This is a genomic window from Pseudomonas wayambapalatensis, from assembly GCF_049942315.1.
Classification (GTDB): domain Bacteria; phylum Pseudomonadota; class Gammaproteobacteria; order Pseudomonadales; family Pseudomonadaceae; genus Aquipseudomonas; species Aquipseudomonas wayambapalatensis.
In genome coordinates, this window is the sequence record NZ_JBNFMU010000086.1 from 1 (window position 1) to 22,320 (window position 22,320).

Sequence of the window (22,320 nt, forward strand, 5' to 3'; positions counted from 1 at the left end):
AACAGCCGAGGAAGCGGAGTTTACGGGTTGTAAATGAGCATTCCGAGGCTGTTTTCAACGCAGCATCACCGAGTATCAAGGCTTTTCATACAGAGCCTAGGCCGCGTCGGGCACAACCCCTATGGCCACATCTGCCAAACTAGAGGACATTTAGCGCCTCGACACTGGAGTAATGAGCATGACGAAAAAGGTAGCGGTGATTCTTTCCGGCTGTGGCGTCTATGACGGCGCCGAAATCCACGAAAGCGTGATCACCCTGCTGCGCCTCGACCAGCGCGGCGCCCAGGTGCAGTGTTTCGCGCCAAACATCGCGCAGATGCACGTGATCGACCACCTGACCGGCGAAGAGATGCCCGAGTCGCGCAATGTGCTGGTGGAGTCGGCGCGCATCGCCCGCGGTGAAGTGAAGGACATTCGCGAAGCCAAGGCCGAGGACTTCGACGCGCTGATCGTGCCCGGCGGTTTCGGCGCAGCCAAGAACCTGTCCAACTTCGCCGTCGAAGGCGCCAACTGCAGCGTGAACCCCGATGTGCTGGCGCTGGCCGAGGCTTTCGCGGCGGCGTGCAAGCCGGTCGGCCTGATCTGCATCTCGCCGGCGTTGGCCGCGAAGATCTACGGCCCGGGCGTGGTCTGCACCATCGGCAACGATGCCGGCACCAGCGCAGCCGTGGTGAAGATGGGCGGCACCCATGAAGAGTGCGATGTACATGACATCGTCGAAGACACCCAGCGCAAGCTGGTGAGCACCCCGGCCTACATGCTGGCCAAGTCGATCAGCGAAGCGGCGGGTGGGATCTACAAACTGGTGGACCGGGTGCTGGAGCTGACTCACGAGAAGGACTGAAACGCATCAGGGCGAGCCTTTTCGCGGGCAAGGCCGCGAAAAGGTCAACGCGTCAACCGCGTGAGGATCCGATCCAGCGAATTGGCAAACGCCTGCTTCTCCCGCTCGCCATAGGGCGCCTGCCCGCCGCCGACCTGCCCCTGTTCACGCAATTCAGTGAACAGGTTGCGCACCGCCAGCCGATCCCCCATGTTGCGCTCGTCGAACTCGCGACCACGCGGATCCAGCGCCGCTACACCCTTCTTGATCAGGCGATCGGCCAGCGGCACATCGCTGCAGATCACCAGCTCGCCGGGCTCGGCATGCTCCACCAGGTAGTCGTCGGCGGCATCCATGCCGCTGGGCACCACGATCAACCGCACGATCGCGAAGGCCGGCTTGGCCACCGCCTGGCCGGCCACCATCACCACTTCCAGCTTGCGCTTGAGGGCGAACTTGACGATCAGGTCCTTGGCCGCCTTGGGGCAGGCGTCGGCGTCGATCCATATGCGCATGACGATGTTTCCGTAATTCGAAAAGAGATAGTGTGCCAGCCCCGACCTCAGTTCGCTGCTACCCTGCGCTTCTCGGCAATCCGCGAGCGCCCGTAAAGCGCCACGATAGCCAGCAACGCCACCGCCTGCGCACTCAGCGAATAGGCGTCGGCGTGAATCCCCAGCCAATCGAACTCGAAGAACGGCACCGGCCGCGTGCCCAGCACTCCAGCTTCCTGCAGTGCCTTGACGCCGTGCCCGGCGAACACCACCGACAGGGCGCACAACAACGCGGCGTTGATGCTGAAGAACAGCGACAGCGGCAGCTTCGCCGACCCGCGCAGGATCACCCAGGCCAACCCCACCAGCAACACCAGCGCAGTGGCACCACCGGCCAGCACCGCCTGGTGCCCGGCAGGCCCGGCCTGCAGCCACAGGGTTTCGTAGAACAGGATCACCTCGAACAGCTCGCGGTACACCGAGAAGAACGCCAGCATGGCGAAGCCGAAGCGCCCGCCGCCACTGAGCAGGCTGCTCTTGATGTAGTCCTGCCAGGCTGCGGCGTGGCGCCGGTCATGCATCCACACCCCCAACCACAGCACCATGACCGCAGCGAACAGCGCCGTGCAGCCCTCGAGCAACTCGCGCTGGGCGCCGCCGACATCGATCACGTAGGCCGCCAGGGCCCAGGTGGCGAAACCTGCAACCAGGGCCAGGCCCCAACCGATGTTGACGCTGCGTACCGCCGACTGCTGCCCGGTATTGCGCAGGAAGGCGAGGATCGCCGCCAGCACCAGGATCGCCTCCAGGCCCTCGCGCAGCAGGATCAGCAGCCCGGAGATGTAGCTCAGCGACCAGCTCAGGCCGTCGCTGCCAAGCAGTTTCGCAGCCTGCTCCAGCTTGACCTTGGCCTCGGCCAGGCGCTGCGCGGCCTGCTCGGCAGGCAGGCCATCCTGCAGCGACTGCCGGTAGGCCATCAACGACCTCTCGGTATCCTTGCGCACCTGCGCGTCGATGTTGTCGAGCGAGCTCTCCACCAGCTCGAAACCTTCGAGATAAGCGGCCACCGACAGGTCGTAGGCCTGGTCGTGATCGCCCTCGCGGTAGGCCGCCAGGCTCTTGTCCAGGGTGCTGGAGGTGTATTCGAGCAGCTGTGCCGGGCCCCGCTTGACCTGCGGTGGCTGGGCGCGCTGGGCACGGAATGCAGCAACGGCGTCGGCGCCTTCATTGGCGCCGACTTCGGCCGGGGTCTGGCGGGCCAGGTCGGCGATGTTCCAGGTCTTGTCGCCCTTGGCCGCCTGCGGGTCGGCGGTGAAGCTGGCAATGTAGGCGGCCACGTCCCAGCGCTGGCGCTCGTCGAGCTGATCGGCGAATGACGGCATCTCGGTGCCCTCGATACCCAGGCCGAGGGTGTTGTACAGGTCGAACAGGCTCAACTGGTCAAGGCGCTGGGCTTCGCGCAGGTTGGCCGGCGCAGGCTCCAGGCCGACACCCGCCGGGCCGTCACCGGCACCGCTGTCACCGTGGCAGATCGAGCAGTTCTGCGCATACAGCGCGGCACCGCGAGCCGGATCCGGCGTGATCACCGGCGCCTGGCTGACCTCATAGGCCACCGCCAGCCGCGCACCCAACTGCCGAGCCTGGTGCGCCACGGCGCCACCGTCCTGGCGTTGCTCGATGGCCTGGCGCAGCGCCTGCACACCCTGCTCGAGGGCGTCGCGCTCGGGGTTGGCGGGCAAGCCCTTGACCAGCTCGGCCAGCACCCCGCTGAACTCCTGCTGTTCGCGATATTCACCCTCATCCACCACCTTGCCGTCATGCACGGTCGGCGGGTAGTCGGCACCGATGTAGTCCAGCAGGTGCAACGCCTTGGTGGCCTCGGCGGGGGCTTCGGCCTGCGCCAGGGTGCTGCACAGCGCCAGCACCGGACCGAGCAACAAGGCCGGCAACCAGGCGAGCGGACGGGAACGGGGAATCATGGGGCGATCTCGGCGAGAATACGAAAGCGAACATTGTTCACTTCCACTTCGACTTGCTCAAGGTTCGCGGGCGGATTTCATGAAAAATCTTGCAACGAATACGTTCTGAATCGGCCCGCTCAAGACGCTCCCAGGATCTCCACCTCAGGCAAATCCATCGCCGCCGCTTCCTCCTGCAAGAAGGCACTCAAGCGCCGCAGTCGCTCGCCCCCCGGCCGGGTGCGCGGCCACACCAGGTAATAGTCCAGACCGCTGGCCACCGCCGTCGGCCATGGCAGGCTCAGGCGCCCCTGGGCGACGTCTTCGGCGACCATCAGCAGGTCACCCATCGACACCCCATAACCCCGGGCGGCGGCGATCATGCCCAGCTCCAGGGTGTCGAACACCTGCCCGCCCTTGAGCGACACCGTTTCGCTCAGGCCCATGCGCGCCAGCCAACTGCGCCAGTCGCGACGATCGGGCGTCGGGTGCAGCAGCTCGACGCTGGCCAGCCTGCGCGCGTCCCAGGGCGCCTCGGCCTGCAGGTCCGGGGCGCCCACCGGAATCAGCAGCTCGGCGAACAGCCGGCGCACCTCCCAATCCACCGGAAAGCTGCCATCGCTGAGCAGTACCGCGCAATCGAAGGGCTCTTGATTGAAGTCCACATGGTCGACGTCCATCCAGGCGCTGGTCAGTTGCACCTCGTTGCCCGGCTGCAAGTGGCGGAAACGGCTCAGGCGCGCCAGCAGCCAGCGCATGGTCAGGGTCGAGGGGGCTTTCATGCGCAGGATGTCGTCCTCACCGCGCAAGGTATTGCAGGCCCGTTCCAGTGCCGCGAAACCGTCGCGCACGCCAGGGAGCAGCATCCGCGCCGCCTCGGTGGGCTGCAGGTTGCGACCGTTGCGCACGAACAGCCGGCAGGCAAAGTGCTCTTCGAGGGTGCGGATATGGCGGCTGACCGCACTCTGGGTAATGGACAACTCCTCCCCGGCGCGGGTGAAGGAGCTCAGCCGCGCGGCCGCTTCAAATGCGCGCAGGGCATACAGCGGTGGTAGCTGACGGGACATGGGACACCTGTCATACGTGGGCATGAGGCGAATCATCGAAATCATACATCCATGAGTTGAACTCATGCCAACGATCGCTTTTATCCTTTTGTGGAATGCTGACCGAAGCCTCAGAATCCCCAATTCTCGCTGTAGGACTCATACTCAAGGACTTCGCCCCATGCATGTCGCGCCCACCACCGAACTCAAGGCTCTGCTGCGCCTGGCCGGGCCCCTGGTCGCCTCGCAATTGGCGCACATGCTGATGGTGCTCACCGACACCCTGATGATGGCGCGCATCAGCCCACAGGCGCTGGCAGGGGGCGGCCTGGGTGCGGCGAGCTACTCGTTCGTGTCGATCTTCTGCCTGGGCGTGATCGCTGCGGTCGGCACCCTGGTGGCCTTCCGCAAGGGCGCAGGTGACATCGCCGGGGCCACGCGCCTGGCGCAGAACGGCCTGTGGCTGGCCTGGGGCCTGGCCCTGGGCGCGGCCCTGGTGTTGTGGAACCTCAAACCTGTGTTGCTGCTGTTCGGCCAGCGTCCCGACAACGTCGACATGGCCATGCAGTTCCTCACCCTGCTGCCCCTGGCGCTGCCCGGCTACCTGACCTTCATGGCCCTGCGCGGCTTTACCAGTGCCCTGGGCCATTCGACCCCGGTGATGATCATCAGCCTGGTGGGCACGGTGCTCAACTACCTGTTCAACCACGCGTTGATCGAAGGCATGTTCGGCCTGCCCAAGCTGGGCCTGATGGGCATCGGCCTGGTCACTGCCGTGGTGTCGCTGGGCATGGCCATCGCCCTGGCGCTGTACATCCACTGGCACCGCGCATACGACGCCTATCCGCTGCGCAAGGGCCTGTCACGCCCCTCGCTCGATGCACTGCGCGAGCTATGGCGGCTGGGCCTGCCGATCGGCGGCACTTACATCGTCGAGGTCGGCCTGTTCGCCTTCGCCGCCCTGTGCATGGGTGTACTGGGCGATACCGAGCTGGCCGCGCACCAGATCGCCCTGCCGATCATTTCCGCAGCGTTCATGGTGCCGACCGGGCTGTCCTACGCGGTGACCATGCGGGTCGGGCTGTACTACGGTGCAGGCAACCTGCTGGCCGCGCGCAGCGCCGGGCGCATCGGAATCGGCCTGGGCGCGGTGGTGATGTTCGCCTTCGCGGTGCTGTTCTGGCTGTTCCCGGAAACCTTCGTGGGGCTGCTGGTCGACCGCAATGACCCGGCGTTCGCCGCCATCTTCGCGCTCGCCGTGCAGTTGGTGATGGTGGCCGCCTGGTTCGAGCTGTTCGACGGCACGCAGACCATCGCCATGGGCTCGATCCGCGGCCTGAAGGACGCCAAGACCACGTTCGTGATCGGCCTGCTGTGCTATTGGCTGGTGGGCGCACCCTGCGCCTGGGTGTTCGCCTTCACCCTCGGCGGGGGTGCGGTGGGTATCTGGTGGGGCTTGGCGCTGGGGCTGGCGTGCGCGGCGGTGGCGCTGACACTGGCGTTCGAATGGCGGATGAAGCGGCTGCTGGGCAAGGCGGCCGTGGGGGTGGCGGTGTCGGCCTGAAATCGGTGGCGGCCCCGCGACAGGGCCGCTACAGGCTAAACACTCACCAGCTGCGGCTTGCCCGCCTGGAACAGGTAGACGATCAGCTCATCGATCGGCAACGGTCGGCTCACCAGGAACCCCTGCACCTGGTCGCAACCGAAGTCACGCAGCAGCCCCAGTTGCTCGTCGCTTTCCACCCCCTCGGCGACCACCTCCAGGTTGAGGTTGTGCGCCAGGTTGATCATCGCATGCACCAGCTTGCGGTTCTCTTCGCGCTGCTCCATGCCAGCGACGAAGCTGCGATCGACCTTGAGCAAGGTGATGGGCAGGCTGTTCAGGTGCACGAACGACGAAAAACCAGTGCCGAAGTCATCCAGCGAGAAACGCACACCCAGGCGCCCCAGTGCATCCATGGTCTGGCGCACCACTTCGTTGCGGCGCATCACCGCGGTCTCGGTCAGCTCGAACTCCAGCCAGCGCGCATCGACGCCGTGCTCGACGATCAGCCGGCTCAGGGTCGCCAACAGCTGGCTGTCCTGGAACTGGCGGAAGCTCAGGTTCACCGCCATGTGCAACGGCGCCAGGCCGTGCTCGCCCAGAGCCTGCATGTCACGCAGGGCGCGGGAGATGACCCAGTAGCCCAGCGGTACGATCAGCCCGCTCTGCTCGGCCAGCGGCACGAACTCGCTCGGCGGCAGCAGGCCACGCTCGGCATGGCGCCAGCGCACCAGCGCCTCGAGGCCGACGATGGTGCCGTCCCTGAGGTTCAGGCGCGGTTGGTAGTGCAGTTCCAGCTCGTCACGACGCAGGGCCCGGCGCAGCTCGCTTTCCAGGTCGGCGAGGCTGCGGGCGTTGCTGTTTATCCGCTCGTTGAACACGTGATACGTGCAGCCCTGGCTGCCCTTGGCCTGGCGCATGGCGATGTGTGCATGCCACATCAACGGATCGGCACCCGCTTGCGCACGGGCATGGGCCAGGCCCAGGCTGCAGCCGAGCAGCAGACTTTCGCCATCGATCCAGTAGGGCTCGGCGAGGGCCTCGACGATTCGCTCGGCAGTGCGCTCGGCGCGGCTGGGGTCGCGGCGGGTGTCGATCAACAGCGCAAACTCATCGCTGCCCAGGCGGGCCAACTGGTCGCCGGCCTCCAGTTGCTGCTTGAGACGGTTGACCACCTGCAGGATCAGGCGGTCACCGCCCTGGTGCCCCAGGGCGTCGTTGACGTGGCGGAAGTTGTCCAGGTCCAGGTGGCCGAGGGCCAGGCCGCGGCCTGCGTTCTCCGCCAGGCGGGCGGTGAGCAGTGCCTGGAAGCCCTGGCGATTGGCGATGCCGGTGAGCGGGTCCTGCTCGGCCAGGCGTTGCAAGGTGGCGACCAGCACACCGCGTTCGCGTACATGGCGCAACGAGCGGCGTAGCGCATCACTGTTCAGCTGCCCGCGCACCAGCCAGTCGCTCACCCCCACCGGAGGCGCCTCGGGCTCGTGCTCCAGCAGCAGGATGGTCGGCAGGTCGCAGCGCCCGGGTGCCGGCTGCAGGTCGGGCGTGGCCAGCACCACAGCCTGGCGATCGTGAACGAACAGGCTGTCCACCGCCTCCCAGCTCGGCGCAGTCAACAGCACCGCGCTGCCGGCCAGCGGCTGGACACATTCGCGCAGCAATGCAGCCCATTCCGGCTCATCGGCCAACAGCAGCAAGCGCAACGGTTCGACGGGCGTGGACAAGCGGGCTCCTTAGGGCTTGAACGGTGTGACCGAGGATGCGCCGTATCCTAACCGACAAGTAGAAATGATTCTCACTTTTGCATGTGGCGTTCCCTGCCCCGCATCTCGACGGATTGTGCCGTGCATCCTGCGCGAAAGTCGCAACGCCCGCAAATCTGAATGGTGCGCTGCATCACACTGTCAGACGGTCGCGCCATAACCGACCCATGCCTGCTAGAATGCGCGGCTATTTTCTGGTTACTCCCGGTTTCTAGCATGTCCCGACTCAATCCCCGGCAACAGGAAGCCCGAGACTACGTCGGCGGCCCTCTATTGGTGCTCGCCGGTGCAGGCTCCGGCAAGACCAGCGTGATCACGCGCAAGATTGCCCACCTCATCCAGAACTGCGGCATCCGTGCCCAGTACATCGTCGCCATGACCTTCACCAACAAGGCCGCGCGCGAGATGAAGGAGCGGGTCGGCACCCTGCTGCGTCCGGGCGAAGGCCGGGGCCTGACGGTGTGCACCTTTCACAACCTGGGCCTGAACATCATCCGCCGGGAACACCAGCGCCTGGGCTACAAACCAGGCTTCTCTATCTTCGACGAATCCGACATCAAGGCGCTGCTGTCGGACATCATGCAGAAGGAATACTCCGGCGACGACGGGCTGGACGAGATCAAGAACATGATCGGCTCGTGGAAGAACGACCTGATCCTGCCCGCCGAAGCCCTGGAGAAAGCGCGCAACCCGCGCGAGCAGACCGCCGCCATCGTCTACACCCACTACCAGCGCACGCTCAAGGCGTACAACGCGGTGGACTTCGACGACCTGATCCTGCTACCGGTCAAGCTGTTCCAGGAGCACACCGACGTGCTCGAGCGCTGGCAGAACCGCGTGCGCTACCTGCTGGTCGACGAATACCAGGACACCAACGCCAGCCAGTACCTGCTGGTGAAGATGCTCATCGGCATGCGCAACCAGTTCACCGTGGTGGGCGACGACGATCAGTCGATCTACGCCTGGCGTGGCGCGCGCCCGGAAAACCTGATGCTGCTCAAGGAGGACTACCCCTCCCTGAAAGTGGTGATGCTCGAGCAGAACTATCGCTCCACCAGCCGTATCCTGCGCTGCGCCAACGTGCTGATCGCCAACAACCCCCACGACTTCGAGAAGCAGCTGTGGAGCGAGATGGGCGTGGGCGACGAAATCCGCGTGATCCGCTGCAAGAACGAGGAAGCCGAGGCCGAGCGCGTGGCCATGGAAATCCTTACCTTGCACCTGCGCACCAATCGCCCGTACAGCGACTTCGCCATCCTCTACCGCGGCAACTACCAGGCCAAGCTGATCGAGCTGAAGCTGCAGCACCACCAGGTGCCCTATCGCCTGTCGGGCGGCAACAGCTTCTTCGGTCGCCAGGAGGTCAAGGACCTCATGGCCTACCTGCGCCTGCTGGTCAACCCGGACGACGACAACGCCTACCTGCGAGTAATCAACGTGCCGCGCCGCGAGATCGGCTCGACCACGCTCGAAAAACTCGGCAACTACGCCACCGAGCGTGGCGTGTCGATGTATGCCGCCAGCGAGGAACTGGGCCTGGGCGAGCACCTGGATGCGCGCTACACCGAACGCCTGCAGCGCTTCAAGCACTGGCTCGACGGCGTGCGCCACAAGGTCGCCCTGGAAGACCCGATCGCTGCGCTGCACGAGATGGTCAAGGATATCGACTACGAGAACTGGATCCGCCAGAACACCGCCAGCGACAAGGCGGCGGATTTTCGCATCGGCAACGTCTGGTTCCTGATCGATGCGCTGAAGAACACCCTCGAGAAGGACGAAGAGGGTGACATGACCATCGAGGACGCCATCGGCAAGCTGGTGCTGCGCGACATGCTCGAGCGCCAGCAGGAAGAGGAAGAAAACGCCGAAGGTGTGCAGATGATGACCCTTCACGCCTCCAAGGGCCTGGAGTTCCCCTACGTGTTCATCATGGGCATGGAGGAGGAAATCCTCCCCCACCGCTCGAGCATCGAAGCCGACACCATTGAGGAAGAGCGCCGCCTGGCCTACGTGGGCATCACCCGCGCCCGTCAGACCCTGGCGTTCACCTTCGCCGCCAAGCGCAAGCAGTACGGCGAAATCATCGATTGCACGCCCAGCCGGTTCCTCGACGAACTGCCGCCGGACGACCTGGCCTGGGAAGGCCTGGAGGATGCGCCTGTGGAGGTGAAGGCGGCGCGGGGCAACAACGCGCTGGCCGACATCCGGGCCATGCTCAAACGCTGATCAACCATTACTCTTTCAACCTTTGCCGCTACCTTCTGGATGCGGCCACTCTTGCTACATCGAGGAATACACAGTGGAAGCACTGCATCAGAAGATTCGCGAAGAAGGCATCGTGCTTTCCGATCAGGTTCTCAAAGTCGACGCGTTTCTCAACCACCAGATCGATCCTGCACTGATGCAACTGATCGGTGACGAGTTCGCCCGCCTGTTCGCAGACTCCGGCGTGACCAAGATCGTCACCATCGAGGCGTCGGGTATCGCTCCGGCAGTGATGACCGGCCTGAAGCTGGGCGTGCCGGTGATCTTCGCCCGCAAGCACCAGTCGCTGACCCTGACCGAGAACCTGCTGACCGCTTCGGTGTATTCCTTCACCAAGCAGACCGAGAACACCGTGGCCATCTCGCCGCGTCACCTCAACAGCAGCGACCGCGTGCTGGTGATCGATGACTTCCTGGCCAACGGCAAGGCTTCCCAGGCGCTGATCTCGATCATCAAGCAGGCCGGCGCCACGGTGGCGGGCCTGGGGATCGTCATCGAGAAGTCGTTCCAGGGCGGCCGCGCCGAGCTGGACAGCCAGGGCTATCGCGTCGAATCGCTGGCTCGGGTGAAGTCGCTGGAAGGTGGGGTCGTGACCTTCATCGAGTAAGGCGGCGCCACACTCACTCGATTGTGGCCATTCAATGAGGGCCTCTTCGCGGGCAAGCCCGCGAAGAGGTCGGCACTGACAGCTCCACGGGGCCTCGTTTGCTCCTAGCTTTTTTGACTCGCCTGCAACCCCGCCAGCAGCAACCGCTGGTACAGCTCCTCCTTCAGCCCCTGCGGTTCACTCAGCCCCATCCGCAGCAGATGCGCCGGATAGGCCTGAGGTTCTGGCGCATCCAGCGCAGCCTTGCCCAACTCCAGCACCTCGCTCAGCTTGAACTTGCTCTTGAGCCAGTTCAGCGCCCGCAGCAGGTCCTGCTCCTCAGGCGTGAAGTCGCTGCCCAACGGATACTCGGGGAACAACCCCGCATGCAGCGCCTTGACCGCCTCCAGGCGCTCGGGCGTGTTGTCGGTGAAACGTGCCGATAGCTCAAAGTCCCGCGCCAGCTTGCCGGCCTTCTTGGCCTGCTCCATCAAAGGCTTCTGGAAACGTGAGTCGCTGATCGCCAGCAGCCGTGCGATCACCTCGCTGTCGGTCTGCCCACGCAGGTCGGCGATGCCGTATTCGGTGATCACGATGTCGCGCAGGTGCCGGGGAATGGTGCAATGGCCGTACTGCCAGAACACATTCGACGTCACCTCGCCACCCGCCTCGCGCCAGCTGCGCAGCAGCAGGATCGAACGCGCGCCCTCCAGCGCATGGCCCTGGGCAACGAAGTTGTACTGCCCGCCCACGCCACTGAGTACCCGGCCATCCTCCAGTTGATCGGCCACCCCGGCGCCGAGCAGGGTCATGCCGAACACCGTGTTGACGAAGCGCGCATCGCGGCGCTGGCGACGTTTGAGCGCTTCGTCGCCATACAGCTCGTTGATGAAGCTGATGGCGGTCATGGCGAAGCGCTTGCGCTGTTCAAGAGGCATCTGCCGCAAGCGCCGGTAGAAATCCGCGCTACCGAGGAAGAATCCGCCATGCACCAGCACGCCCTGCTCGTCGGCCGGACGCCGCACCACGCCTGCTTCGGCCAGCGCCAGCAGGCCGTTGACGAACATCTCGCTGCAGCCGTAGAGCCCCTGAGCAAAGGCATCCATACCACCCTCACGCTCGATCAGCGTTTTCCAGGGGTTCAGGTCCAGGTCTTCGAGCAGCGCGCGGTAGCCGTCGTTGTCGCCCTGACGCGCGAGCAACGCAGCAGCCACGGCATCGCCCATGGCGCCGATGCCGATCTGCAGGGTGCCACCATCGCGCACCAGGGTGCTGGCGTGCAGGCCGATGCAATGATCCTGGAGGGTGACCGGCATGTTCGGCGTGGAAAACAGCCGACGCTGCTCGGGAGTGTCGATCAGCAGGTCGAAATCCTGGGCCGCAAGCTCGGCGTCGCCCGGCATGTAGGGCAGTTCGACATGCACCTGGCCAAGCAGCAGGATGGTTTCGCCGGCGGCGCGGCGCTTGGCGATCATCGGCAACAGGTCGAGGGTGATATCGGGGTTGCAGGCCAGACTCAGGTGATCCGGACGCTCGGGCGTGGCGGCGACGATCTGGGCGATGAGGTTCAGGCCCTTGGCGTTGATATCGCGCGCAGCGTGGCTGTAGTTGCTACTGACGTAGTCCTGCTGGGCGGTCTCGCTGTGCAGCAGCGAACCGGGCTGCATGAAGAACTGCTCGACACGGATGTTGGCCGGGAGGGTGTCGTTGCGCAGGTCGGCGAGGTAGTCGAGCTCTTCGTAGTCGGCGAACACGCGCTCGACGAAGGGTTCGAGGAAACGCCGCTGCAGGCCGTCACCCAGCGGCGGTCGGCCCAGGCTGAGGGCGGTGTAGATCGTCAGGCGGCGCTCGGGCAGGTCTCGGATGCGCGCATAGAGGGCGTTGACGAAGGCATTGGGTTTGCCCAGGCCAAGGGGCAGGCCCATGTGGATATGGGCGGGGAGACGGGCCAGGACCTGGTCGACGGCCTGGTCGATCGAGCAGCGGTGGGGCATGGGGGGCTCCTGTGGCTTTTTCGGGGCGTACAGGCTGTGACCATTACCCTAGCTGATTTGCTGAGCGGGCCGGCGCTTTCGCGGGCAAGCCCGCTCCTACGGGCAGATTCCCCCGCAAATGCAAAGCCCGCCATCGATGGCGGGCTTTGCGCAAATCCGGTCCGGCCTACAGCCCCGACATTTTCTTGATCGCACCCTTGAGCTCGTCGTCCGAGCAATCCGCACAGGTCCCCTTGGGCGGCATGGCGTTGATGCCAGTAATGGCCTTGGCCAGGATGCCGTCGAGGCCGCCCTGGTGATCGGCGCGCTCTTTCCAGGCGGCCGTGTCGCCGATTTTCGGCGCGTTCAGCAGGCCCGTGCCATGGCAGGCATTGCAGTGCTTGGCGATGATTTCATCGGGCGTCTTGGCGCCACCGCCACCGGCCGATACGGCCACTTCCATGCCCTTGCACTCCTGGCCCTGGACGCACACCTGCCCCACCGGTTCCAGGCGCTTGGCGATGTCGTCATTGGTCGCAGCGGTTGCATTGAGTGCCCAGAGGGCGAATACGGCTGCTGGTACGGCCAGCATCTTCTTGATTTGGTTCACGCGTACACCCTCATGGTGGCTAATCACGCCCGCGGCCACGGTTGGCGAGCGTTGAAAAGTATAGCGGCTACCCGGAAGGCGTGAAACGACCCCACACAGGAAAGGGGTATTGGCGAAACAATACGCTGCGCTGGATCAAAAGTTCGAAGGCGTGGCAGCACTGATCAGGCGGGCAGGTTCTTCGAAAGGGTTGCGGAAGCGGTGCGGGCGGGTGCTCTCGAAGTAGTAGCTGTCGCCCGCTTCGAGGATGAAGGTCTCCGCCCCGACCACCAGCTCCAGGCGGCCTTCGAGCAGGATTCCGGTCTCTTCGCCATCGTGGGTGAGCATCTCCTCCCCCGTGTCGGCGCCCGGTGGATAGACCTCGTTGAGAAAGGCGATGGCACGGTTGGGGTGCGATTTGCCGACCAGCTTCATGGTCACCGCGCCGTCGGAAATGTCGATCAGCTCGTGGGCCTTGTAGACGATCTGGGTAGGGCTTTCAGGGGCCAGCTCGACGGAAAAGAACTCGACCATCGACATGGGAATGCCGCTGAGCACCTTGCGCAGGGAGCTGATCGACGGGCTCACGCTGTTCTTCTCGATCATCGAGATGGTGCTGTTGGTTACGCCCGCCCGTTTGGCGAGTTCGCGCTGGGACAGGCCCTTGAGCTTGCGGATGGCTTGCAGTCGTTCGCCGACGTCCAAAGCTTGCGCCTCCAGAAACGGTCGAGGTGGGGTCAAATGTGAACGATATCATGGCAATGCCGTTCAGTATTTACAACACGCAAGACCCCAGCCTGTCCGCTTCAGCGCCTCATTCGCCGTAATAATCCAGCGGTACGCGCCGCAGATTGCAGAAGATCTGGTAGGGAATGGTGCCCGCCTGCTGCGCCACGTCACTGGCCAGGACCTGCTTGCCCCACAGTTCGACCGGGCTGCCGACACCCGCCTCGGGCACTTCGGTGAGGTCAACGCAGAGCATGTCCATCGAGACCCGGCCAATCAGTTGAGTCCGCTTGCCGGCGACCAACACCGGGGTGCCAGTGGGCGCGTGGCGTGGGTAGCCATCGGCGTAACCCATCGCGACCACGCCAACCCGGGTCGGGCGCGGGCTGGTGAACTTGGCACCGTAGCCGACCGGCTCACCGGTTGGCAGTTCGCGCACGCTGATGATGCGCGATTGCAGGGTCATCACCGGTTGCAGGCGCGCAGCTGCGGCCTGCGCGACCTCGAACGGCGTGGCGCCGTACAGCATGATGCCTGGGCGTACCCAGTCGCTCGGCACCTGCGGCCAGCCCAGCACGCCGGGGGAGTTGCGCAGGCTGCACTCGGCGGCCAGCCCCTGGCGGGCGGCCTCGAACACCGCGACCTGCTGCTCGGTGGTCGAGGCATCGAGTTCGTCGGCGCGGGCGAAGTGGCTCATCAGCACGATGCGCGCGACCTTGCCGCTGGCCAGCAGGCGCTGGTAGGCCTCGTGGTAGTCCTTGGGGTGCAGGCCGACGCGGTGCATGCCGCTGTCGAGCTTGAGCCAGATGTTCAGCGGCTTGCGCACGGCGGTCTGCTCGATCGCTTCGAGCTGCCACAGCGAGTGCACCACGCACCACAGGTCGTGCTCGGCGATCAGCGCCAGCTCGCTGGCCTCGAAGAAGCCTTCGAGCAGCAGCACCGGAGCCTTGATCCCTGCGGCACGCAGCTCCAGGGCCTCTTCGATGCAGGCAACGGCGAAACCGTCAGCCTCGGTTTCCAGCGCCAGGGCGCAACGTACCGCACCGTGGCCATAGGCATCGGCCTTGACCACGGCAAGGGCCTTGGCACCGGACAGTTCACGGGCCAGACGGTAGTTGTGACGGAGGGCTTGGAGGTCGATCAGGGCACGGGCGGGGCGCATGGAGGGCAGCCTTCTGGTGGATCTGTTTATGACGGAGGAACGGTGCTGGCCTTTTCGCGGGCAAACCCGCTCCCACAAGTCCTCATCCTGCCGTGGGAGCGGGCTCGCTCGTGAGGAAGCCAGCGCTGAAATTACTGGTGAGCCGACACCGGGCTACCTTGGCCAGCACTCTCGCGGCTGTTGCCATAGCGCGAGATATCCAGACCTTCGGCACTGATCTGCGGCTTCTTGCGCGCGATCAGGTCGGCCAGCAGGCGACCGGAACCGCAAGCCATGGTCCAGCCAAGGGTGCCGTGACCCGTATTCAGGAACAGGTTGCGGAACGCAGTACCGCCGACGATCGGGGTGCCATCCGGAGTGGCCGGGCGCAGGCCGGTCCAGAAACTGGCCTGGCTCAGGTCGCCGCCGCGAGGATAAAGGTCGTTGACGATCATCTCCAGCGTTTCGCGTCGACGCGGGTTCAGCGACAGGTCAAAACCGGCGATTTCAGCCATGCCACCGACACGGATACGGTTGTCGAAACGGGTTATGGCGACTTTGTAGGTTTCGTCGAGAATGGTCGAGGTCGGCGCCATGTCGGCATCGGTGATCGGCACGGTCAGCGAGTAGCCTTTGAGCGGATACACCGGTGCCTTGATGCCCAGCGGCTTGAGCAATTGCGGCGAATAGCTGCCCAGCGCCAGCACGTAGCGATCGGCGGTTTCCAGCTTGCCGTCGATCCACACGCCATTGATCCGGTCACCGGCATGGTCCAGGCGCTGGATGTTCTGGCCGAAACGGAACTCGACGCCCAGCTTGATGGCCATATCGGCCAGCTTGGTGGTGAACAGCTGGCAGTCGCCGGTCTGGTCGTTGGGCAGGCGCAGGGCGCCAGCAAGGATGTCCTTCACGCCCGCCAGCGCAGGCTCGACGCGGGCGATGCCGTCGCGGTCGAGCAGCTCGTAGGGCACGCCGGACTGCTCGAGCACCGCGATATCCTTGGCTGCGGCATCGACCTGGGCCTGGGTGCGGAACAGCTGGGTGGTGCCCAGGGTGCGGCTTTCGTAGGCGATACCGGTTTCGGCACGCAGCTCGTCGAGGCAGTCGCGGCTGTACTCGGACAGGCGCACCATGCGCTCCTTGTTCACCGCATAGCGATTGGCGGTGCAGTTGCGCAGCATCTGCGCCATCCACAGGTACTGGTCGACGTCACCGGTCAGCTTGATGGCAAGCGGTGCGTGGCGCTCGAGCAGCCACTTGATGGCCTTGAGCGGCACGCCGGGCGCGGCCCAGGGCGAGGCATAGCCGGGCGAGATCTGGCCAGCGTTGGCAAAGCTGGTTTCCATGGCCACCGCCGGCTGGCGATCGACCACTGTCACTTCAAAACCTTGCCGGGCCAGGTAGTAGGCACTGGCGGTTCCGATCACACCGCTACCAAGTACCAGAACTCGCATCGTCTATCCCTCGCACGCGGTACACCGCAGTCTTTTGTTGAAATGGCATGGATGCGCGCAGTATAAGAATCTCCGCCCAGTGCATTTCACTATATAAAAACCTATATTTGGCGAGAATTCTCGGCAAAAACGCCTTTCACGGAGGGGCATCCCCTATGAGAACCCAACACCAGAGCAAACGTGAACTGGACAAGATCGACCGCAACATCCTGCGCATCCTGCAGAACGACGGCCGTATCTCCTTCACCGAACTGGGCGAGAAAGTCGGGTTGTCGACCACCCCCTGCACCGAGCGTGTCCGCCGCCTGGAACGTGAGGGCATCATCATGGGCTACAACGCCCGCCTCAATCCGCAACACCTCAAGGGTAGCCTGCTGGTGTTCGTCGAGATCAGCCTGGACTACAAGTCCGGCGATACCTTCGAAGAGTTCCGCCGCGCCGTCCTCAAGCTGCCCCATGTACTGGAGTGCCATCTGGTGTCGGGCGACTTCGACTACCTGGTGAAGGCGCGCATTTCCGAGATGGCCTCGTACCGCAAGCTGTTGGGCGACATCCTGCTCAAGCTGCCGCATGTGCGCGAATCGAAGAGCTACATCGTGATGGAAGAGGTCAAGGAGAGCCTCTGCCTGCCGATTCCGGACTGAACCGTCAGACCAGCACCTGGCGGGTACTGGCGATATAGCCATGGATCAGCCGCTCGGCCTCGGGCTCGATCGGCTGCTGCGGACCACGACCACGGGGGCAGGCCATGCGCGGCGTGGTGCCGAACAGGCGGCAGATCAACGGGCGCTCTTCATAGACAGTGCAGCCTTGCGGGCCGAGGTGCACGCAGTCCAGGCGCTCCAGCGCAGCATCCTGCTCGGCCTGGGTCTTGCGCGGCAGACGGGCCATCTCTTCGCTGGACGTGGTGACCGGGCCGCAGCAGTCGTGGCAGCCCGGCTCGCATTCGAAGGACGGGATGAGTTCGCGCAGGAACTGGATCTTGTGGTTGCAGGGCATGGGCGGTGTGTCATCGGGATTTGTGAGGATTATAGGACCATTCGTGGAACAAGCCTTCGCCCGGTTGCCCAACCGCGAAACCCCGGCTTATCCTCGCCCCCTTCGCACCGACCCCAGGGCCTCTCCAGATGATCAACAGCGCGCAGCACGCCGCCTCCTACTATGCCGCCAGCAGCGCGCCGCAACCGGATTACCCAAGCCTGGAAGGCGAGCACAGCGCTGACGTGTGCATCGTCGGCGGTGGATATTCGGGCTTGAATACCGCCATCGAACTGGCCGAGCGCGGCTTTTCGGTGATCCTGCTCGAAGCCCGCAAGATCGGCTGGGGCGCCAGCGGTCGCAATGGCGGGCAGTTGATCCGCGGTGTCGGCCACGATGTCGAGCAGTTCCTGCCGGTGCTTGGCGAGGATGGCGTACGCAGCCTCAAGTTGATGGGCCTGGAGGCCGTGGAGATCGCGCGTCAACGTATCGAGCGCCACGCCATCGCCTGCGACCTGACCTGGGGTTACTGCGACCTGGCATACAAGCCCGCCGAGCTGGACGGTTTCGCTGAAAACGCCGAAGAACTGCGCAGCCTGGGCTACCGCCACGAGGTCCGCGTGGTGCCGGCCTCCGAGATCCGCAGCGTGGTCGGCTCGGACAGCTTCGTCGGCGGCCTGGTCGACATGGGCTCGGGCCACCTGCACCCACTCAACCTGGCCCTGGGCGAAGCGGCTGCCGCCGAGCGCCTGGGCGTGAAGCTGCACGAGGGTTCGGCAGTAACCCGCATCGACTACGGCCCGCAAGTCCAGGTGCACACGGCGCGGGGCCGGGTGCGCGCCAGTACGCTGGTGCTGTGCACCAACGCCTACCACAACGATCTCAACCGCGAACTGGGCGGCAAGGTGCTGCCCGCCGGCAGCTACATCATCGCCACCGAACCCCTGGGCGAAGCACGTGCCCGCCAGTTGCTGCCACAGAACATGGCCGTGTGCGACCAGCGCGTGGCACTGGATTACTTCCGCCTGTCCGCCGATCACCGTCTGCTGTTCGGCGGCGCCTGCCACTACTCCGGGCGCGACCCGAAGGACATTGGCGCCTACATGGGCCCGAAGATGCTCAAGGTGTTCCCGCAGCTGGCCGGTGTGCGCATCGACTATCAGTGGGGCGGCATGATCGGCATCGGCGCCAATCGCCTGCCGCAGGTGGGGCGCCTGGCCAGCCAGCCCAACGTCTATTACGCCCAGGCCTACTCCGGCCATGGCCTGAACGCCACGCACCTGGCCGGACGCCTGCTGGGCGAGGCCGTCAGCGGCCAGCAGGCGGGGCGCTTCGACCTGTTCGCCAAGGTGCCGCACGCGACCTTCCCTGGCGGCAAGCACCTGCGCTCGCCGCTGCTGGCGCTGGGGATGCTCTGGTACCGGTTGAAGGAACTGCTCTGATCACGCTCGCCAGAATGGCTTGCACCCTTCCTCCCGGGCCTGCTGGCGGCTGATGCCGATATCCAGCAGTTGCTGATCGCTCAACTCGCGCAGCGCCCTGCGCGAGCGCCAGCGATGCACCATCAGCCCCAGGCGCCCCAAGCCCACAGGGGCGCTGGAAACCTTGGGCCACTGCCCTGCGCGCAGTTCTTCCGCCAACAGTTGCAGTCGTACATCGCTCAAGCCGTTCATTGCCATGTCTCCTGATTACCTCGAAAGCTGGAGAAAGCATGCGCTCGGCAGCCATGCACGATACAGATTCAACCTAGCGTTATTATTTCCATACAGAATTGGCAAAGCGGCGGCTGAATGCAGTATTTTTGGCCAATCTGTATCGTTCACCTTGCCCCCTGTGTGCAGGAGTATGCCGTGACCCTCTACATGAACCTCGCCGAATTGCTCGGTGCCCGGATCGAACAAGGCCTGTATCGTCCTGGCGAACGCCTGCCGTCGGTGCGCTCATTGAGCCTTGAGCACGGCGTCAGCCTGAGCACCGTACAGCAGGCCTATCGTCAGCTGGAGGACAACGGCCTGGTGGCTCCGCGCCCCAAGTCCGGCTACTTCGTCACGGAAAATCGCAGCCTGCCGGCCCTGCCCGCCATCAGCCGCCCCGCCCAACGCCCTGTGGATATCTCCCAGTGGGAGCAGGTGCTCGAGCTGGTACGCGCCAGCCCCCACCCGGACGTGATCCAGCTCGGCCGCGGCATGCCCGACATCGAAAGCCCGACGCTCAAGCCCCTGCTGCGCAGCCTTGCCCAGCTCAGCCGGCGCCTGGACATGCCAGGGCTGTACTACGACAACATCCACGGCAACGACGCCCTGCGCGAGCAGATCGCCCGCCTGACGCTCGACTCAGGCTGCAACCTCGGGCCGGGCGACCTGGTGGTGACCACCGGCTGTCATGAAGCACTGTCGACCAGCATTCGCGCAGTGTGCGAGCCGGGCGACATCGTCGCGGTGGATTCGCCCAGCTTCCACGGCGCCATGCAGACACTCAAGGGCCTGGGCATGAAGGCGCTGGAGATCCCCACCGACCCGACCACCGGCATCAGCCTGGAGGCGTTGGAACTGGCGCTGGAGCAGTGGCCGATCAAGCTCATCCAGATCACCCCCAGCTGCAACAACCCGCTGGGCTACATCATGCCCGAGGCGCGCAAGAAGGCCCTGCTGACCCTGGCCCAGCGCTACGACGTGGCGATCCTCGAAGACGATGTGTACGGCGACCTGGCCTACACCTACCCACGCCCACGCACCATCAAATCGTTCGACGAGGATGGCCGCGTGCTGCTTTGCAGCTCGTTCTCCAAGACCCTGGCCCCAGGCCTGCGGGTCGGCTGGGTGGCGCCCGGTCGCTACCTGGAGCGGGTGCTGCACATGAAGTACATCAGCACCGGCAGCACCGCCTGCCAGCCCCAACTGGCGATCGCCGACTTCATCGCCGAAGGCCACTACCAGCCGCACCTGCGCCGGGTCCGGGCGCAGTACCAGCGCGCCCGCGACCAGATGAGCGACTGGGTGACCCGCTACTTCCCGCCCGGCACCCGCGCCAGCCGGCCCCAGGGCGGCTTCATGCTGTGGGTGGAACTGCCCGAGAGCTTCGACACCCTGCGACTGAACCGTGCGCTGCTGGAACAGGGCGTACAGATTGCCGTAGGCAGCATTTTTTCGGCGTCGGGCAAGTACCGCCACTGCCTGCGCATGAACTTCGCCACCCGCGCCACCCCGGAAATCGAGGCGGCGGTACGCAAGGTGGGTGAAACTGCCTATCGCCTACTGGCGCAGGACAGCGGCGCCGGGTAACTTTGCAGCGCCTTCCACGGTCCAACCTTCCAGTGACCTGTCGTACAGGACGATTCGCCCTTGAGACTCCAGCGCGTTCTGCCTCTGCTGCTGGTGCTGCTGCTCGGCCTGAGCGGCTGCGCCAGCATCGATACACCTCGCGACGTGAGCCAGGCGCTGCCGGCCAACGACTCGGCGTTCGGCCGCTCGGTCCAGCGCCAGGCTGCGCCCTATGAGGGGCGCTCCGGCTTTCGCCTGCTGCCCAACAGCAACGAAGCCTTCCGCGCCCGTGCCGAGCTGATCCGCAACGCCCAGACCAGCATCGACCTGCAGTATTACATCGTCCACGATGGCCTGAGCACCCGCGCCCTCGTGCACGAGCTGCTGCGCGCCGCCGACCGCGGCGTGCGGGTACGCATCCTGCTCGACGACACCACCAGCGATGGCCTGGACAGCCTGATCGGCACCCTTGCTGCCCACCCCCATATCCAGATCCGCGTGTTCAACCCGCTGCACCTGGGCCGCAGCACCGGCCTGACGCGCGCCATGGGGCGGCTGTTCAACCTGTCGCTGCAGCACCGGCGCATGCACAACAAGCTGTTCCTGGTCGACAACAGCATGGCCATCGTCGGCGGGCGCAACCTGGGCGACGAGTACTTCGACGCCGAGCCCAACCTGAACTTCACTGACATCGACTTGCTGGGTGTAGGGCCTGTGGCCGAGCAGCTCGGGCATAGCTTCGACCAGTACTGGAACAGCGCCCTGAGCCGGCCGATCGGCGACTTCCTGTGGAGCACGCCGGACGCCAGCGACCTGCGCGCCAGCCGCCAGCGCCTGGAAACCTGGCTGGCGCAGGCCAGGGTGCAGCGCAAGGCTTTGTACGACCGACTGATGGCCTATCAGAGCGAGCCACGCCTGGACATCTGGCGCAACGAGCTGATCTGGGCGCACAGCCAGGCGCTGTGGGATGCGCCGAGCAAGGTGCTGGCCCGCGGCGAGCCAGACCCGCAGTTGCTGATGACCCAGCAACTGGCGCCCGACCTGAAGAACGTACACCGCGAGCTGATCCTGGTGTCGGCCTACTTCGTGCCGGGCGAGCCAGGCCTGCTGTACCTCACCAGCCGCGCCGACGCCGGCACCTCGGTCAAGCTGCTGACCAACTCGCTCGAAGCCACCGATGTGCCGGCCGTGCACGGCGGCTATGCGCCCTACCGCCGCGCCCTGCTCGAGCATGGCGTGGAGCTGTTCGAGCTGCGTCGCCAGCCCGGAGACCCCAGCGCCGCGCGCGGCGTGCTCAGCTTCAAGGGTCAGTCCGATTCGAGCCTGCACAGCAAGGCGATGGTCTTCGACCGGCGCAAGACCTTCATTGGTTCTTTCAATTTCGACCCGCGTTCGGTGCTGTGGAACACCGAGGTCGGGGTGATGGTCGACAGCCCGGAGCTGGCTGAGTACACCCGCGCACTGGCTGAACAGGGCATGGCGCCGGCGTTGAGCTACCAACCGAAGCTGGTGGACGGGAAGATGGTCTGGGTGACCGAAGACAATGGCCAGATACATACCCTGACCGCTGAGCCGGGCGGGATATGGCGCCGGTTCAATGCCTGGGTGGCCAAGGCGGTGGGATTGGAGAAGATGCTGTAGTAGCGGGGAGGGGGAAGGACCACACCCCTCCAAAAAAAAACAGCCCCAACACAACAAAAAAACAAGTCAACAGAAAAAACCCC

The 22,320-nt window shown here is 65.0% G+C and carries 19 protein-coding genes; 8 read left to right on the top strand and 11 right to left on the bottom strand.

Annotated elements, in window-relative coordinates; translation table 11 throughout:
* Positions 1-178 precede the first annotated feature (178 nt).
* On the top strand, positions 179-844 hold the full coding sequence (gene elbB / locus ACPZMI_RS03195) for an isoprenoid biosynthesis glyoxalase ElbB (RefSeq protein WP_426351659.1): 666 nt from the start codon (positions 179-181) through the stop codon (positions 842-844).
* Positions 845-888: 44 nt separating this feature from the next.
* On the opposite strand, the gene ACPZMI_RS03200 is transcribed toward elbB, so the two are convergent.
* From ACPZMI_RS03200 to ACPZMI_RS03210, 3 genes are all read right to left on the bottom strand, one after another.
* Positions 889-1,338 carry a YaiI/YqxD family protein gene (locus ACPZMI_RS03200; RefSeq protein WP_054894100.1) on the bottom strand — a complete coding sequence of 150 codons (450 nt, stop codon included), beginning with the start codon at positions 1,336-1,338 and terminating at the stop codon, positions 889-891.
* A gap of 47 nt (positions 1,339-1,385) precedes the next feature.
* On the bottom strand, positions 1,386-3,296 hold the full coding sequence (locus ACPZMI_RS03205; RefSeq protein WP_288377608.1) for a cytochrome c/FTR1 family iron permease: 1,911 nt from the start codon (positions 3,294-3,296) through the stop codon (positions 1,386-1,388).
* 119 nt (positions 3,297-3,415) lie between these two features.
* A complete protein-coding gene (locus ACPZMI_RS03210) occupies positions 3,416-4,342 on the bottom strand; it encodes a LysR substrate-binding domain-containing protein (protein WP_186721046.1) in 927 nt (308 codons plus the stop codon).
* 160 nt (positions 4,343-4,502) lie between these two features.
* Here ACPZMI_RS03210 and ACPZMI_RS03215 point away from each other — a divergent pair, with 160 nt between their 5' ends.
* Positions 4,503-5,885, top strand: coding sequence for a NorM family multidrug efflux MATE transporter (locus ACPZMI_RS03215; protein WP_186669892.1), 1,383 nt, complete (start codon positions 4,503-4,505; stop codon positions 5,883-5,885).
* A 35-nt stretch (positions 5,886-5,920) separates the two neighbouring features.
* Here the strand turns inward: ACPZMI_RS03215 and ACPZMI_RS03220 are convergent, their stop codons facing one another.
* The gene (locus tag ACPZMI_RS03220) at positions 5,921-7,585 is read right to left on the bottom strand and encodes a putative bifunctional diguanylate cyclase/phosphodiesterase (RefSeq protein WP_426351660.1); all 1,665 of its coding nucleotides are present in this window, start codon (positions 7,583-7,585) and stop codon (positions 5,921-5,923) included.
* A gap of 255 nt (positions 7,586-7,840) precedes the next feature.
* On the opposite strand from ACPZMI_RS03220, the gene rep reads away from it, so the two are divergent.
* Both rep and xpt read left to right on the top strand, forming a co-directional pair.
* Complete coding sequence (gene rep / locus ACPZMI_RS03225) at positions 7,841-9,850, top strand: DNA helicase Rep (protein WP_054894105.1); 2,010 nt, start codon at positions 7,841-7,843, stop codon at positions 9,848-9,850.
* Positions 9,851-9,923: 73 nt separating this feature from the next.
* Entirely contained in the window at positions 9,924-10,496 is a 573-nt protein-coding gene (gene xpt / locus ACPZMI_RS03230; RefSeq protein WP_028689919.1) for a xanthine phosphoribosyltransferase, read from the top strand.
* A 104-nt stretch (positions 10,497-10,600) separates the two neighbouring features.
* Here the strand turns inward: xpt and ACPZMI_RS03235 are convergent, their stop codons facing one another.
* The 5 genes from ACPZMI_RS03235 to dadA form a co-directional block, all read right to left on the bottom strand.
* Positions 10,601-12,469 (bottom strand): acetyl-CoA hydrolase/transferase C-terminal domain-containing protein, encoded by a 1,869-nt coding sequence (locus ACPZMI_RS03235; RefSeq protein ID WP_426351661.1) that lies wholly within the window; start codon positions 12,467-12,469, stop codon positions 10,601-10,603.
* Positions 12,470-12,635: 166 nt separating this feature from the next.
* The gene (locus tag ACPZMI_RS03240) at positions 12,636-13,058 is read right to left on the bottom strand and encodes a c-type cytochrome (protein WP_186669897.1); all 423 of its coding nucleotides are present in this window, start codon (positions 13,056-13,058) and stop codon (positions 12,636-12,638) included.
* 135 nt (positions 13,059-13,193) lie between these two features.
* Complete coding sequence (locus ACPZMI_RS03245; protein ID WP_186669898.1) at positions 13,194-13,742, bottom strand: cupin domain-containing protein; 549 nt, start codon at positions 13,740-13,742, stop codon at positions 13,194-13,196.
* Positions 13,743-13,851: 109 nt separating this feature from the next.
* Entirely contained in the window at positions 13,852-14,925 is a 1,074-nt protein-coding gene (gene alr / locus ACPZMI_RS03250) for an alanine racemase (RefSeq protein WP_186669899.1), read from the bottom strand.
* Between the two features lie 131 nt (positions 14,926-15,056).
* Positions 15,057-16,358, bottom strand: coding sequence for a D-amino acid dehydrogenase (gene dadA / locus ACPZMI_RS03255; RefSeq protein ID WP_186669900.1), 1,302 nt, complete (start codon positions 16,356-16,358; stop codon positions 15,057-15,059).
* A 155-nt stretch (positions 16,359-16,513) separates the two neighbouring features.
* Here dadA and dadR point away from each other — a divergent pair, with 155 nt between their 5' ends.
* Positions 16,514-17,002: a transcriptional regulator DadR gene (gene dadR, locus ACPZMI_RS03260; RefSeq protein ID WP_003258963.1), complete on the top strand. Its 489-nt coding sequence runs from the start codon at positions 16,514-16,516 to the stop codon at positions 17,000-17,002.
* A gap of 4 nt (positions 17,003-17,006) precedes the next feature.
* Here the strand turns inward: dadR and ACPZMI_RS03265 are convergent, their stop codons facing one another.
* Entirely contained in the window at positions 17,007-17,357 is a 351-nt protein-coding gene (locus ACPZMI_RS03265; protein WP_054894110.1) for a YkgJ family cysteine cluster protein, read from the bottom strand.
* 128 nt (positions 17,358-17,485) lie between these two features.
* Between ACPZMI_RS03265 and ACPZMI_RS03270 the strand changes: the two genes are divergently transcribed.
* The gene (locus ACPZMI_RS03270; protein ID WP_426351662.1) at positions 17,486-18,778 is read left to right on the top strand and encodes an NAD(P)/FAD-dependent oxidoreductase; all 1,293 of its coding nucleotides are present in this window, start codon (positions 17,486-17,488) and stop codon (positions 18,776-18,778) included.
* On the opposite strand, the gene ACPZMI_RS03275 is transcribed toward ACPZMI_RS03270, so the two are convergent.
* Positions 18,779-19,009 carry a DUF1127 domain-containing protein gene (locus tag ACPZMI_RS03275; RefSeq protein ID WP_186711306.1) on the bottom strand — a complete coding sequence of 77 codons (231 nt, stop codon included), beginning with the start codon at positions 19,007-19,009 and terminating at the stop codon, positions 18,779-18,781. It abuts the gene before it with no gap.
* Positions 19,010-19,186: 177 nt separating this feature from the next.
* Here ACPZMI_RS03275 and ACPZMI_RS03280 point away from each other — a divergent pair, with 177 nt between their 5' ends.
* Positions 19,187-20,617, top strand: coding sequence for an aminotransferase-like domain-containing protein (locus ACPZMI_RS03280; protein ID WP_186669903.1), 1,431 nt, complete (start codon positions 19,187-19,189; stop codon positions 20,615-20,617).
* A gap of 60 nt (positions 20,618-20,677) precedes the next feature.
* Positions 20,678-22,237 carry a phospholipase D family protein gene (locus ACPZMI_RS03285; protein ID WP_186669905.1) on the top strand — a complete coding sequence of 520 codons (1,560 nt, stop codon included), beginning with the start codon at positions 20,678-20,680 and terminating at the stop codon, positions 22,235-22,237.
* Positions 22,238-22,320 lie beyond the last annotated feature (83 nt).

Excerpts from the sequence above, each read along its gene's own strand:
- alr (WP_186669899.1), bottom strand. The coding sequence starts at position 14,925 with ATGCGCCCCGCCCGTGCCCTGATCGACCTCCAAGCCCTCCGTCACAAC.
- dadR (WP_003258963.1), top strand. The coding sequence starts at position 16,514 with ATGAGAACCCAACACCAGAGCAAACGTGAACTGGACAAGATCGACCGC.
- ACPZMI_RS03270 (WP_426351662.1), top strand. The coding sequence starts at position 17,486 with ATGATCAACAGCGCGCAGCACGCCGCCTCCTACTATGCCGCCAGCAGC.
- dadA (WP_186669900.1), bottom strand. The coding sequence starts at position 16,358 with ATGCGAGTTCTGGTACTTGGTAGCGGTGTGATCGGAACCGCCAGTGCC.
- rep (WP_054894105.1), top strand. The coding sequence starts at position 7,841 with ATGTCCCGACTCAATCCCCGGCAACAGGAAGCCCGAGACTACGTCGGC.
- elbB (WP_426351659.1), top strand. The coding sequence starts at position 179 with ATGACGAAAAAGGTAGCGGTGATTCTTTCCGGCTGTGGCGTCTATGAC.
- ACPZMI_RS03210 (WP_186721046.1), bottom strand. The coding sequence starts at position 4,342 with ATGTCCCGTCAGCTACCACCGCTGTATGCCCTGCGCGCATTTGAAGCG.
- ACPZMI_RS03205 (WP_288377608.1), bottom strand. The coding sequence starts at position 3,296 with ATGATTCCCCGTTCCCGTCCGCTCGCCTGGTTGCCGGCCTTGTTGCTC.
- ACPZMI_RS03235 (WP_426351661.1), bottom strand. The coding sequence starts at position 12,469 with ATGCCCCACCGCTGCTCGATCGACCAGGCCGTCGACCAGGTCCTGGCC.
- ACPZMI_RS03265 (WP_054894110.1), bottom strand. The coding sequence starts at position 17,357 with ATGCCCTGCAACCACAAGATCCAGTTCCTGCGCGAACTCATCCCGTCC.
- ACPZMI_RS03200 (WP_054894100.1), bottom strand. The coding sequence starts at position 1,338 with ATGCGCATATGGATCGACGCCGACGCCTGCCCCAAGGCGGCCAAGGAC.
- ACPZMI_RS03215 (WP_186669892.1), top strand. The coding sequence starts at position 4,503 with ATGCATGTCGCGCCCACCACCGAACTCAAGGCTCTGCTGCGCCTGGCC.
- ACPZMI_RS03275 (WP_186711306.1), bottom strand. The coding sequence starts at position 19,009 with ATGAACGGCTTGAGCGATGTACGACTGCAACTGTTGGCGGAAGAACTG.